This is a genomic window from Bradyrhizobium sp. Pha-3 (genome assembly GCF_042258325.1).
In the GTDB taxonomy this organism is placed as follows: domain Bacteria; phylum Pseudomonadota; class Alphaproteobacteria; order Rhizobiales; family Xanthobacteraceae; genus Bradyrhizobium; species Bradyrhizobium elkanii.
The window spans coordinates 2,526,995-2,540,438 of record NZ_CP170151.1 but is presented as its reverse complement, the minus strand read 5'-3'; the positions used below and the strand labels follow the sequence as shown (position 1 = coordinate 2,540,438).

Genomic DNA, 13,444 nt, shown 5'->3' with positions numbered 1-13,444 from the left:
GCGCGGCCCGCCCCCCGGACCACGCTTGTCCACCAGTTCCGGAAGACTCACCTTTCGACCTGGGCGGACCGCGCTTGGTTTGAAACGTCACAATCCGCCTCTAATGTTTCTTTGTTTGGTAGTACGCAACACACGCCTCTCCAAAAGCCGTGAACAGTCGCTGGCTCAGGAGATCAGTTGAGGCGTGCCATTCGGGGTGCCATTGCACACCGATTTGCAACGTCGGCGCGCCGATGACCGAAGCCGCTTCGACCAGTCCGTCAGGCGCCCATGCCTCGCGCCTCAGTGCGGCGGCAAGCAGCTCGATGCCTTGATTATGCAGGGAGTTCACTTGCGCTTCGATGGCGCGCACGATCGGAAAGAGCGCACCATCAGGAGATATCCTCACGCTGTGCGCGGCATCGTACTGACGGTCTCTTGGACGATCTGGTTTCTCGGCATGCATCAGGCCACTTCCCAGTCTCCACTCAGCAAGCGATGGATGGAGAGTGCCGCCAAAATAGACGTTGAGCTCCTGAAGCCCGCGGCAGATGCCCAAGATCGGCATTCCGAGCGCGATGGCGCTCCCAATGGCTACCGCAGAGAGCCTATCCCGCGGGCGGTCACGAATTCCACCATCAACGTCCTGTTGGTCAGCCGGCGGAAGTGATGCAGGTGCCTTCAAGACGGCAGGGTCAATATTCGATTCATCCCCTGTCAAAACCAGACCGTCGAGCGCGCCCATGATCGCCAGGCCGACCTCTAGCCTCACATCTTCCGCGTCGATCGTCGGCAATATGACGCATGCCACGCCCGCATGATGAAGGAGGGCCTTGAGGTATTTTTGCCGTAGCCAGTCGCGATGCACACCATCGACCAAAAGACGGTTCGAGGTGACGCCGACCACGGCGCGAGCGTTGTCTGAGCGTTGCAATGTCACGCCACGTGCCCCTTCGCATGGGCATCAGCAAGCGATTGCTCATACAAGCGTCGATTTCGCTCCTTCAACTGAGTTATGACACTGGGTTGACCTTGCGGCCCCTTGACGAAGAGCCCTCCCCAGCTCGCGGCAACCTTTGCGTAACCCGGATCCTGCATCCGGATCTTCTGGGCCTTGTGCAACAGCCAGAATGGGATACCCGGCGAGAGGTGATGCTCGAGGTGATACTCGTCCAGGTTTTGTCCAAGGATCGCCCGCTCCAGGAAATTGCCTTTCCGATTCCTGGTTAGATAGACGTTCTTCGTTTCGCTCTCGCACATCGGCGAGTGCTCGGCGAGCTCGACAAACCAGCCAAGAACCTGAAACGTTGTGAGATAGGGGACGATCCAAAACAGGATCACGATGTGGAGCAGCCCAAGAGCGTATGATCCGGCCAGGATGCCGATCCAGAAGAGGTAAAAGCCATACTTGTCGACAAGTATGCTTGACCGGCTCTGGTCCTCGGAATCTGTGATCGAAAACCGGTTGGTCCAGAGATACTTCAGGTAGGCCAGTGTCGCGCCACCAAATATCGGCTTCCAGATGATATTGAAGGCGTACCGCTTGGGAGGCTGGACGTCGTAAACACCATTGGCCATGAAGAACTTCAGGTCGGGATCCTTCTCCGGGTCGCCGAGATACGGATGATGCAGATAGACGTGCGAGATCCGGTAGGCCCAGTGGCGCTGGAACAGGGGATAGGCCGCGAACAGAATGCCGAGGACGTAGTTCCAGGTCGTGTTCTTCGCGAGCGTACGGTGAGCCGCATCATGAGCGATCGTCGTCAGGCCGCGCTGGTAGGCACCGATCAGAAGAACGGCGAGCGGGTACAGCCACCAGGAGACGCAGAGCGTCGCGAGCGTGCAAGCGGCAATTACAGCGTAATCCTTGGCGATGTAGATCGCTCCCATCACATTGTCCGGCCTCAGCTCGGACAATTGCTTATTGATCTCCCGGCTGAACTGAACAGCCTCATAACGAGACGACCTCAGTTTCCAAGCGTCTGCCTGATTCATGAGAACCTCCTCCTGATCGCCTTACAAGTTGTCAGATTGCGGAAAGCGCCCTGTCCAGATCGCGCACGATGTCGTCGACATCTTCGATGCCCACGCAAAGTCGGATCGAGCCGCCAAATATGCCGGCGGCTTCGCGCTTCTCCCGCGGAACAGTGGTGTGGGTGGTCGAAACAGGATGCGTTACGAGCGTACGGGCGTCCCCGACATTCGAGACGTGATACATCAGGTCGACATTCTGGATGAATTTCCGCCCGGCCTGCTCGTCCTCAACTTCGAACATGACCATCGCGCCGTGTCCGTATGCGGGATTGAGTGTCTGGTCGACAGTTTCCCGATCGGCTCCCTCGAACAGCCCCGGGTAGAAGACGCGGCGCACTTTTGGATGCTCCTTAAGAACGTCGGCCACGATCCTGGCGTTTGCGCAGTGCTGCTTCATGCGAAGGGGCAGCGTTTCAAGGCCTTGGATCAGCTGAAAGCTCGCAAAGGGGGCAATGGCCGCGCCAGTATCGCGCAACCAGGTCATGCGAGCCTTCAAGAGAACCTCGCTTTTTCCGAGATCGTCGACATCTTGCAGCGCGTTGCGCCAGATGATCCCGCCATGCGCCTCGTCAGGACTGTTGAACAAGGGAAAGCGAGAGGCGCCGCGGTAGCTGAACTTGCCGTTGTCAACGATCAGACCGCCCAGCGTTGTGCCATGGCCGCATATGTATTTCGTAGCGGAGTAGGTCGTAATCGCAGCACCGAGATCTGACGGCCGACATACCAGCGGGGTCGTCGTATTATCCACCACCAACGGAACGCCGTGCTTTCGGCCGATCTCAGCCAGCTGTTTGACCGGAAGCGGAATCAGGCAAGGATTTGAAATCACCTCTCCGAACAGGCAGATCGTGCGATCATCGATGGCACGTTCGAAGGTCTCGGGCCTTCGGGGGTCTGCCGTTCTGACGCTGATACCAAGACGCTTCAGCGTGTTATGGAGCAGATTCCACGTGTTGCCATAGAGATACGGTGAGGCGACGATATTGTCCCCCACCTCGCCGCTTGACAGGTTGACGATGGCAAGGAAGGTTGCCGCTTGACCTGATGCGACGGCGAGCGAGTCGCTTCCCATGTCGACCGCGGCATACCTTTTTTCCAGCGCGCGGGTCGTCGGGTTGATGATCCTCGTATAGGTGAATCCATCAGCCTTGACGTTATAGACGTCCGCAATGTGATTCAGATCGCCATCAAGTTCGTAAGCCGTGTTCTGATAGATCGGCACTGCGACAGCTTTCGTCACCGGATCGCGTCGGTAGCCGGCGTGCAGAACAGCAGTTTCGGCAGAGAACGGCAGCTGCGAGTCCTTTGCGAAGGACGATGACATCTCGACCCCACGCTCGCAGGCCTGGCGGGTTGACGGCGTCCCCATGGATGAAGCCGGGCCGGACCGAAAATATGTACGAAAGGCGCACCCCAACTGCTCGATCCAACTGGGCTGGATCTCGCCAATGCAGCCGACCCGAAAACTCCGCGTCGCAAGATGCAGCTTCGAGTAGATATAAAGATTGTGGGCCGCCAAGTGACGATATAGCCCATCGAAGCCTGCCTGATCCGCGATTCCGGACGGCGCGCTGAACGCGACGCAGACCGGAGACTGCAATTCGGCGGATAGCAGCGGAGACACTACCCCTTCGAGTTCTTGGACGAGATCGTCTCTGACCTTCTCATACCTGCGGCGCCTGGCATCAATGCCCTCCCCCTCCAGAATCTCCAAAGCCTTCGTTGTTGCCTGAACGATGTGGGTGGGTGGGGTCGATCGCCACTCTCCGGTACGCTCGAGCGAGAGCCATTGGTCTCTCACGTCGAGCACAAATGACCTTGGTTCTTGAACCGCTTTTTCCAGCAGCTCGCGAGACGCGATGACAAAAGCTACTCCTGGCGGCCCTTCGATGCACTTATTGCTCGATGTGACCAGGACATCCGGTCCACCACGGCTTAGGTCGATGTCAATCGCGCCAAAAGAGCTCATGCCGTCGACGATCGTCTTCACACCACGCCGCCTCGCCTCCTCTATGATCGCGTCAAGCGGATTGACGATTCCGGTTGTTGTCTCGCAATGCACAAGACATAGGTGAGTAACGCCGGGATTTCGGCTCAGCTGCTCGGCAACTTCCTGGGGGTCCAGGGGCTCGGTCGCTCGCTTGACAAGCTTCAGCGCTTCGACGCCCCACAGCCGCAGAATCTTGAAAATGCGCTCGCCATAGATGCCGTTTATGCAAACGAGCGGCTTGTCGTTCCTGGACACGAATGAAGAGAGCGCGGCTTCCATTGCAAAGGACCCGCCCCCCTGAATGGGGACCACCGAATAGTCCTTGGCACCTCCCAGCAGATTGAGCATCAGCCGCCTCATGCGGGCGGTCACTTCCTTGAACTCACCATCGCGCGATGCGAGGTCGAGCAGCATCTGGCTCCTGACCGCCAGCGACAGCGACAATGGACCAGGCGTCAGCAGAGAGCGTTGTCTAGTCACACCAATTCCCCTTAAACCGTATTCGTCGATGGATCTGAAGCGCGATGATGCGACCTCACCCCCTTGGGCGCAGGCTTTCTCGATTCATCTGCTGCTGGGAGAAACACCATAGGCGCGGGCAAGCATCGCCAGCAGCCCACCACATCATGCATGCAAGGATTTGAGCGCCATCGCATTGCTAGCTAGGCGTCGATCGGTTTACGCCAAACCGTGCATTCAGGCGAACGTTGAGGTTCGGACGAACGTGCACATCGGGTCCATCGCGTGCGGATATCGATCCGCGCCTGACGGACATGATGCGTTCCGTTGCTGATGAGCCTGATCCTGCGTGAGCCTGAGACTTGGGACATTCGCATACTGTCACTCGTTGGAGAATTCGGGACGTTGACGACCTTTGCCGTCCATTTTCAGATCGTACAACTTGACGTTAGGTGCGTTTCAACCCTCTCCCGAAGTGTGAATTTTTTCTGACGTGCACCTCCAAAAGGAGCGATAAGCCAACTCGAGCGGCTGAACGATGTGATTTGCGGCAAGCGAGCTCGGAGTTTTCATAGTTCGACGTCAGGATCGTCCCGCAGTCCATCATCACGGCGGTGGGCGTGTCGTGGTTGACGGCTGATCCAGAGTGTCGCCGCGGGGAGTGCGCCGTCGTGGAGCTCGAATGCTCAACTCGATCGCGGAGCAGCTCAACGGCTTGCGGACCGATGAGCCTGCCCGCAGTCATGAGGCGTTTGACCTCGACGGCTAGCTCCTTCGAGCCGTTCTGCTCGGTTGGCTCCTCTGCTAGATCTGCCAAATGTCGAGCGCACTCTCGATCCGGCGTCCGGCTCGAGGCCGGTGTCGCTCAAGCTCAAGACAGAGCGTCGAAAATGCCGGAAATCGAGCCAGCGATAGCCTCGCCCTTAGCGTCTACCCCCTCGCTGGGGCCGTTAGCGGCCTTGGGTCGAGTTTTTCCCCACGAGAACTGACGCCAGCAAGCTGCAGGCTCATTGAGGAGGTGAGCGGTCCGGCATGAATTGAGTGTGGGGGGCGACCCGCGTCGCGAGCCTGTCCCGCGGCTTTCGCATTGTCCCCTGCCGGCCCGCCTCGTGCAGACATGTTCACAGCCAGCCCCGCAGACGGCCCTTTGAAGCTCGCGCGCAGGTGAGGGATACGGCCCAAACTGAAGACAGCGCGCCGGAGGGTAGGCCTAGCGCCCGAGCGTCGGGACAGGCTGCTCCTGCTTCCCAAGTCAATGTACTGGCAAACAATTGCGCCGGATGCGGCTAGACCCGGAGGAACGAGTTGCCCTTCTTCATCGTGCGCGAGAGATCGAAGCTGGATGTCCGAGACGCCGGCAGCTCGGTTACGAGAGCCTAGGCATGACGCTAGTCGGACGCGCGGGAAACGGCATCAAGCGAAACTTCAAGCTACTGGAAGTCGGACTTCCTCTCTGGCCTTTGTCCTGGCGTCATAGATTCTGACCTGGAGCATGGGACGGCGCTTCTTGAGCTCCTGGGCTCCTGCGAAGGCCCCATCCCTGGTTGCGAATTCGGTTTTCAATTGACCGTCGATTTCGAGCACATAACCAGAAGCGGGCAATCGACGTGTGGACGCAACCATTTTGTTCCTTTGGAGCCTGAGTCTGATTGATGCCTTTGCTTAACCTGAGTCGCCGTGGCCGGGCCAGCAGGTTAGTGGGGGGCATCTCCTGCTATCGATGGTGCGATGCGAGGTGACAGGTTTGACGAACACTAACGGCCAAGAATTGCGCGAGCCATCAACACATCGATCACGGCCTGGGCCATTTGCTCAGGTGTCTGCTCCATGGTCCTGAGATGAATTTCGGGTCTTATCGGCGCTTCATAGGACGCATCGATGCCGGTGAAGTTCTTGATCTTACCGGACTTCGCCTTTGAATAAAGACCTTTGGGATCGCGACGCGCGCATTCTTCGATCGGCGTATCGACAAAGACTTCGACAAACTCCTCCTTGCTGACCAGACTGCGCACCATGTCTCGTTCGCTCCTGTGGGGCGAGATGAACGAACAAATTACGATCAAGCCACTGTCCGCCATCAGCTTGGCAGCCTCCCCGGCGCGCCGAATGTTTTCCATGCGGTCGACCTCGGAGAAGCCGAGGTCCGCATTTAATCCGTGCCGCAGGTTGTCCCCATCCAGCAGCATGGCATGCCGGGACATTGCGAACAGCTTTTGATCGACGATGTTGGCAATCGTCGATTTTCCTGCGCCGGACAGGCCGGTGAACCAAATGATGCAGGGCTTCTGGTTCTTGAGGTCGGCCCGCTCCTTCCGTCCCACTGCAACGGGTTGCCAAGCGACGTTGGTCGCCCGCCGCAGTGGACATGCGATCATCCCGGCCGCGACCGTACGGTTTGTATACCGGTCGATGACGATAAATGATCCGGTCTTGCGATTGGCCTCGTAAGGATCGAACGCCGCAGGCCGGGTGGTTGATATATTGCAAAAGCCGATCTCGTTAAGGCCAAGCGTCCCGGCTGACAGGTGCTCCCGTGTATTGACGTCGATCCGATGATTGATCGCGGTAATGCTGCCGGCTATGGTCTGCGATCCAATGCGCAGAATGTAATTGCGCCCGACAACGAGCTGGTCCTCATCCATCCAGATCAGATGAGCGGCGAATTGGTCGGCGAGCTCCGGCCGCTCGGTCGGACGTGCCAGGAGATCGCCACGGCCGATATCGATTTCGTCTTCAATGGTGATCGTGATTGCATCGCCGGCCTCGGCGCAGGACAGACCGCCGCCCTGCGTCACAATCCGCCTGACGCGCGTGGTCCGTCCAGACGCTGCGACGACGATGTCGTCGCCCACCGAGATGCTTCCCGAAGCCACGGACCCGGCGTAGCCGCGGAAATCCAGGTCCGGCCGGTTCACCCACTGTACTGGAAAGCGGAAGGCCTGCCCGGAGCTGTCGCACCGGATATCAATACTCTCCAACTGGCCGAGCAGGCAGGGACCATCGTACCAGTGAGTGTTGCCGGAGCGGTCGACGACATTGTCGCCGTACCTGGCAGAGATCGGGATCGGAACGATCGATTCGAAGCCAAGATCGCTGGCAAAGGCCACATAGTCGGCGACGATCCGATCAAAGCTCTCTTTGCTGTAGTGGACGAGGTCGATCTTGTTCACTGCCAGGACGAGATGGCGGATACCAAAGGAGCGAACAGATGAACGAGTGGCGCTTGGTTTGAACCAGCACGCCCTTGCGGGCATCGATGAGGATGATAGCGAGCTGGGCGTTTGAGGCGCCCGTTGCCATGTTGCGAGTATACTGCTCGTGGCCGGGCGTATCTGCCACCATAAAAGAGCGCCGTTCCGTCGCAAAGAAACGATAAGCCACATCGATCGTGATGCCTTGCTCTCGCTCGGCTTCAAGCCCGTCGACGAGCAGCGCGAAATCGATCTCACGGCCGGTCGTGCCGTGCTTGGCGCTGTCCCGTTCCAGCGCCGTCATCTGATCATGGTAGATCATCTTGCTGTCGTGCAGCAGCCGGCCCATCAGTGTCGACTTCCCGTCATCCACCGAACCGCACGTGATGAATCGCAGCTGATCCTTTGGCTTGGCCTGGACAGACTCCGTTATCGCCTTGACAAGCATCAAAAGTAGCCTTCCCGCTTCTTTTTCTCCATCGAAGCGGCTTCATCGGCATCAATCAAGCGCCCCTGGCGCTCCGACACCGTCGCAGTCTGCATCTCTGCGACGATGTCTTCGATCGTCGTCGCGTCGGATTCAATAGCCCCGCTCAACGGATAGCAGCCCAGCGTGCGGAAACGGATCATCCGCATTTGTGGCGTCTCGCCAGACCGAAGCGGCAATCGCTTGTCGTCGATCATGATCGTCGCGCCATTTCGACGCACGATCGGTCTTTGCTTGGCGAAGTAGAGCGGGACGACCGGGATCTTCTCGCACATAATGTATTCCCACACGTCGAGCTCAGTCCAGTTTGACATCGCAAAAACGCGCATGGTTTCGCCCTGGCGAATCCGCGTATTGAACAGGTTCCAGAGCTCCGGCCGCTGATTGCGGGGGTCCCAGACGTGCCCGGACGAACGGAAGGAGAGTATCCGTTCTTTTGCGCGGCTCTTCTCCTCATCACGCCGGGCGCCGCCAAAGGCGGCATCGAATTCGTGGAGGTCGAGCGCCTGCTTCAGGGCGTCGGTCTTCATCACCCGGGTATGAAGCGCGGAGCCGGAGTCGATCGGATTGATCCCGCGCGCGATGCCCTCCTCGTTTACATGGACGATCAGGTCGAGGCCGAGGCGCTTGGCTGTCGCGTCCCGGAAGCTGATCATCTCACGAAACTTCCAGGTCGTGTCGACGTGAAGCAGGGGAAACGGGAGCTTTGCGGGATAGAAGGCCTTGATCGCAATATGCAGCATCACGCTCGAGTCTTTTCCGATCGAGTAGAGCATGACCGGCTTTTTGAACTCGGCGACCACGTCACGCATGATTTCGATCGATTCAGCTTCGAGACGGCGCAGATGTTTCGGCAGCATGTGTCTTCTACGATGCGGGATCTTTAGTTCGTTCAGTACCGCGTTTGCCTTGCGATAGGCCCGATAGGCGTTGCAGCGATCGGCTGCCTGCCATAGCGCATCGGCGTCCACCGGGTCAAACAGCGGATAGCGTCCATCCTTCGTTCGGCGTCTGCCAGCAACCAATCGAAGCGCGGCTGGACACGCGAGCCGGCGGACTTACTTCCGCTTGCCAGCTAGACAACGAGCTCGATAAGGCAGGCAGCACATTTTGACCATAGTCCTGGGAGGATCATCGCTCGTGATTGTTGCTCCCCTCCTTGAGCCGCACAATCTCGCCCCGCAGCGCCTCGATAACGGCGTCGCGATGCCGAACGGCCTCTTGCAGTGCACCTCGATCCGATTCCGAAGCCAAGAGTGCCATGCGCAACTGCGCCTCCATCGAACTCGTCAGCTCCTGATTTTGGTCGAAGTCGGTTCCGGATAGATGCTGCGCATCGTGCCCTGTGGACGCATTTGGTGTGGAGCATGAGTTCTCGATTGGCCGCCGAATGCCAGGGGTCAGCTTACCGGGGTTGGCTGAAATGCTCGACCATGCCCGTTCCTTGCTGAGGCGCAGATCCCACCACATTCGAAATATCTGACGATATAGCTCGGTGACCTCGCGCCCTTTATCAACCACTCCGGCTTGTTGTGCGTGCCGCAATTCCGCTTCATATCCGAGCTGTATCATCAGCTCGACGCCGATCAGATCGGTTATCGTTTGCATCTCTTCGACGCTCAATTGGACCTGCCACGCGTCGACAGACTTCTCATCGACGGTCCTTCTTTCAAGGATTTTCCGATCTCCAAAGCTGCTGGAGTGAAGATAATCGGCCCGAGCCGTCGACGTAGCTGCGGTGTCTTTTGGATCACAGCCAAGGCCAGCGATGAGACGCTGGATTTCCTCCTCCGGACACGCCGCCAGGCGTTCGTACTGCACCACCATCGTCTGCCGGCGATCGCGGTGCGCAGCGAGTTTGGGCAGGCCGAGAACCAGATCAGCAAGCGAAGAGGCAATAACGTCAGGCAGGCGGAGCATGAGATCAGCAAGCGAGGACAAGCTGACCGAACGGGAGCTTTTCGCCTGAAGGGGGACTCCCCAAGTCGACTTCAGGGATGCGGCAATGGCGTAGGGATTGCGCATCAGAAGAATATGCGGCGCCTCAGGATAAAGAAGATCCAAATAGTCGAGCACCATCCAGTAGCGTGGTGTCTTGTCCACGATGATGCGCTTGCCCGCCGAGGACAGATACGCACCGTACGCCGCATCCGCAAAGGCACGGCTGACGGCAGCGCGATCGATCCTGCCCAAGAACTCGGAAGTTGCCGTTTCGATCAGAGATGTTCCGGCCGGGTGACGATGGTCCACCCTGCCAAACGCCTCAAAGAGCCAGCATGAGCCAAGGCTCTGGTGGAGCTGTAATTTCCGGATGCTGTTGGAGCAAATGCGCCAACAGCGTCGTTCCGGACCGTGGAAGGCCGAGCAGAAAGCAGACCGTGGCCCCGCGGTTTGCATCCTGGCTCAAAATACCGCTCCTGATGCGCTCGAGGAAAGCGCCCCCCGGACCACACACTTGTTCGCTCGAGGGCGACGGCGGCCGCGCAATTTCCCATCGGCCGATCGCTCGCGACACTTTGCCATACGAGGAGGGAGGCGCCTGCAATTCATGGTCTGAATCCGTCGAATTGATGAATCGCGCAAGCGTTTTTGGCAATTGCAATCGGCAGCCTGCCGCCTACTCGCAAGGCTAGTTGTGACCAAAAGCCCGCTCAACTATACGAAGGCAAGCCGCCGATATGGAATCGGATGAGAAGACTATACTGCGGTTTATCGGGCAACCACCACACAACACTGTTGGCGAAGGCGTGAAGCGACGACACTAGCCCCAGGCAACCGAGCGTCAAGACGTATCGTCTCGGCTTCGGAAGCAATTTGCATTGGCTTCGATGATAGCCCACCGGCGGACCTCGTCGTTGAACTTGCCTTGTCGCTTATCGATCGCTTTCTGCATAATCGGCCCGATCTCATCGAGGCTGATGGTCTGCGCCCAACGGCTCGCGGTGCTGGACATTGCAGTCCGACCGCGTGGGAAGAGCAAGTCGTATCCTTTAATCAGAGGGAAAGATGGCGCGTCGAGATTTCGCGACACGCGGCGCAGATGTTCTAACGTTCCTCGCTCGAGACTTTGACCGCTCGATGATCCGGCAAAGGAGTGAGCAAGCCGGCGAGTAACCAATGAAGCAGACCATGGACGTCTCGTTGGTAGGGGCATCAATCTTACCGGCGTGTGGGATCGACCCGACAAGTGGATGCCGCCGGTTCGTCAAGACAATGAGCGCTCTGTTGCCGCAACTGCTCCGGCCAGTTCATGATTGGCACACTCCCCTTTCGTCCGTACCGTACCAAGCATTTGATTTGCCTGCTCTTACGGCGTTGTCGCCACTTCTCATTCGCGCTAAGGCAAGCTGGTAAAAGATGGAACCAGAGCTTCGATGCCGCCGGATTTGCCTGGCCCAGCAAACGCGCTTGGCAGTACCTCTACTGACGAACTGGAGACGATCCGGCCGTTCATGTGGGAGATCAGATCGATCAGTGCGTGGCTCGAAGAGCTTGCGAGATCCCGAGCCGATGTCCTTGGCATCACCGGGCCACAGTGGATGATCCTGATGGCCGTGGCCTATTTGGGGAAAGAGAATGGTGTCCCCGTCAACATGGTTTCAAAGTTGATGCACGTCGATCCTTCCTTCGTCACGACCCATTCAAAGCTGCTCGAGAAAAATGGATTCCTGCGGCGCAAGCACTGCGCAAGCGACGCTCGGGTCGTGCAGATGACGCTGACAGCCAAAACTCGTAAACGTCTGGCATCTTTGGCAGGGCAGGAAGCACTGGATGAGCTCGCTTCTGATGAATTCGGGGTTAACGGATCAAGCGAGTTCATTGCCAAGCTGGCTGCAGTCAGGCGTCGTCTGGAGAAGGTCTACCGCGAGAGCGGTTCTGGCCTTCCGAAGACCAAACGCACGTCCGTCAGAAATGATGCCACGTAGCCATGTCAACGCTTCCAGTCTTCGAGTTTTCCTTGAAGCAGCGCCGACGAAGGTGGTTGTGGTCCGTGCATACCGACGAGGGCAAGCAGATGATGACGGGCTCAGGGCGCAGCCGCTCGGCCGCCAGATATCAAGCCAACCGAGCGCTGTTTTTATTGCTGCTGAGCGCGCCGTATCGTTCCGAAGCTCGAGCTCACCAGCAGGCTGGGCGGGGCACTCTTGCGCCCAAATGATCTTCGAGGAACGCCCCACTCGCAAGGTTGTTTCTATCGGCTAACCCGTGGGCCCATGACTGCGCCGCGTCCCAATTTTTGCAGAATCCACTCTTAGGCCATAACGACGACCTTCTCAACTGTGGTCAGCCAAAGGGGACCGTCGCAGTAACAACGAGGTAGCTACGAGCCGACCCCTGATGAAAGCTGAACATTCTTGAGCGGTTTCGGGCGCGTCGTCTGTACAGACCTCGATGTGGCGGGAGCTGAATCTCGCGCTTAAGCAAATCGCGCAGAGCTGGCTTAGATCTGCGGGCTCATGTGACTTAGCGTGTCACCAGCTTTTTGCCGAGATATTGCCACAAAGCGCTTTCCAAAAATCTCATCGAAGATGCCGGACGCTCGAGGCCGCTCCGCCATCGCCAGGCTCCGCCCAGCACGTGGTGTGAAAAGCCCATCTTCATCTGCAAATCGATCGTCGGTCGAAGCCACGAAGATCTTTGACGCGCCGCCGATCGTGGACACACACGCCCTGCCCTGTGTTGGAGAAGCTCCTTGTTGAGGTAACCGCCCCTAACGTCGTAGGTGAGAAGCTCTCCTCTCATCAGCCAGCTGAGGACTCCGGGACCTCGTCAAAGCTGATCGGCTGCAGAACCAAGCGGCCAGTCCTCTGGCAGGTACACGCCGAGAAGCAGACCAGACGTTCGTCGTAGCAGGAATGCAGACTGTACTCACTGAGTTCGCTGGATTCGATCACCTCACTTTATAAAGCTCCGACAATGCTACGTTCTCGGACAGCAGCAACAATCGCGGCGCTGAAATCGATAGGAAATTACCCGGGCTCGAAGCTGGTTGATCAACGGTTGGGCGGAACCAGCTGTTGCGACACAATCCAACAGCCAATAAGGGCGGCCCGGGAGCCGCCCTACTGTAGCAATCAACAGCGCAGCCCAATTAGCTACCGCTGATGTCCCAGTCCGATTCCGAGATGTAAGGCCTTCTGGCGTAGCGCACCGACAGAGCGTTTGGTCATTTTTGATATTTTCGTGACCGGGGTCCGAGCCTTTGAATGGACCTTGAGTTCTTTGATATCTGCCTTAGTCCACTCGCGCCGCTTAACGCGTTTCTTGGTTGCTTTTTTCACAATGAATGCTCCTTTTGAGAGG

The 13,444-nt window shown here is 58.1% G+C and carries 7 protein-coding genes and 1 pseudogene; 1 reads left to right on the top strand and 7 read right to left on the bottom strand.

Features of this window, described 5'->3' with window-relative positions:
- Positions 1–100: 100 nt before the first annotated feature.
- The 7 genes and pseudogenes from ACE10X_RS11865 to ACE10X_RS11835 form a co-directional block, all read right to left on the bottom strand.
- Complete coding sequence (locus ACE10X_RS11865) at positions 101–919, bottom strand: gamma-glutamyl-gamma-aminobutyrate hydrolase family protein (RefSeq protein WP_016841943.1); 819 nt, start codon at positions 917–919, stop codon at positions 101–103.
- Entirely contained in the window at positions 916–1,974 is a 1,059-nt protein-coding gene (gene rtxC, locus ACE10X_RS11860) for a dhydrorhizobitoxine desaturase (protein ID WP_016841944.1), read from the bottom strand. The genes ACE10X_RS11865 and rtxC overlap by 4 nt, the downstream gene beginning before the upstream one ends.
- A gap of 31 nt (positions 1,975–2,005) precedes the next feature.
- Positions 2,006–4,417: a 2-aminoethylphosphonate--pyruvate transaminase gene (locus tag ACE10X_RS11855; protein WP_016841945.1), complete on the bottom strand. Its 2,412-nt coding sequence runs from the start codon at positions 4,415–4,417 to the stop codon at positions 2,006–2,008.
- Between the two features lie 1,799 nt (positions 4,418–6,216).
- A pseudogene (gene cysN, locus ACE10X_RS11850) lies at positions 6,217–8,101 on the bottom strand (sulfate adenylyltransferase subunit CysN).
- The gene (cysD, locus tag ACE10X_RS11845; RefSeq protein ID WP_035632909.1) at positions 8,101–9,000 is read right to left on the bottom strand and encodes a sulfate adenylyltransferase subunit CysD; all 900 of its coding nucleotides are present in this window, start codon (positions 8,998–9,000) and stop codon (positions 8,101–8,103) included. The pseudogene cysN and the gene cysD overlap by 1 nt, the downstream one beginning before the upstream one ends.
- A gap of 271 nt (positions 9,001–9,271) precedes the next feature.
- A complete protein-coding gene (locus ACE10X_RS11840; protein ID WP_253592501.1) occupies positions 9,272–10,390 on the bottom strand; it encodes a sulfotransferase in 1,119 nt (372 codons plus the stop codon).
- A 13-nt stretch (positions 10,391–10,403) separates the two neighbouring features.
- Positions 10,404–10,595, bottom strand: coding sequence for a sulfotransferase (locus tag ACE10X_RS11835; RefSeq protein WP_259239969.1), 192 nt, complete (start codon positions 10,593–10,595; stop codon positions 10,404–10,406).
- Between the two features lie 919 nt (positions 10,596–11,514).
- Here ACE10X_RS11835 and ACE10X_RS11830 point away from each other — a divergent pair.
- Positions 11,515–12,066: a MarR family winged helix-turn-helix transcriptional regulator gene (locus tag ACE10X_RS11830; protein ID WP_018270242.1), complete on the top strand. Its 552-nt coding sequence runs from the start codon at positions 11,515–11,517 to the stop codon at positions 12,064–12,066.
- The last annotated feature ends 1,378 nt before the right edge of the window (positions 12,067–13,444 follow it).

What these genes read in the sequence shown, in the direction of transcription:
- rtxC (WP_016841944.1), bottom strand. Translation starts at nt 1,974, where the DNA reads ATGAATCAGGCAGACGCTTGGAAACTGAGGTCGTCTCGTTATGAGGCT.
- ACE10X_RS11855 (WP_016841945.1), bottom strand. Translation starts at nt 4,417, where the DNA reads ATGCTGCTCGACCTCGCATCGCGCGATGGTGAGTTCAAGGAAGTGACC.
- cysD (WP_035632909.1), bottom strand. Translation starts at nt 9,000, where the DNA reads ATGCTGCCGAAACATCTGCGCCGTCTCGAAGCTGAATCGATCGAAATC.
- ACE10X_RS11830 (WP_018270242.1), top strand. Translation starts at nt 11,515, where the DNA reads ATGCCGCCGGATTTGCCTGGCCCAGCAAACGCGCTTGGCAGTACCTCT.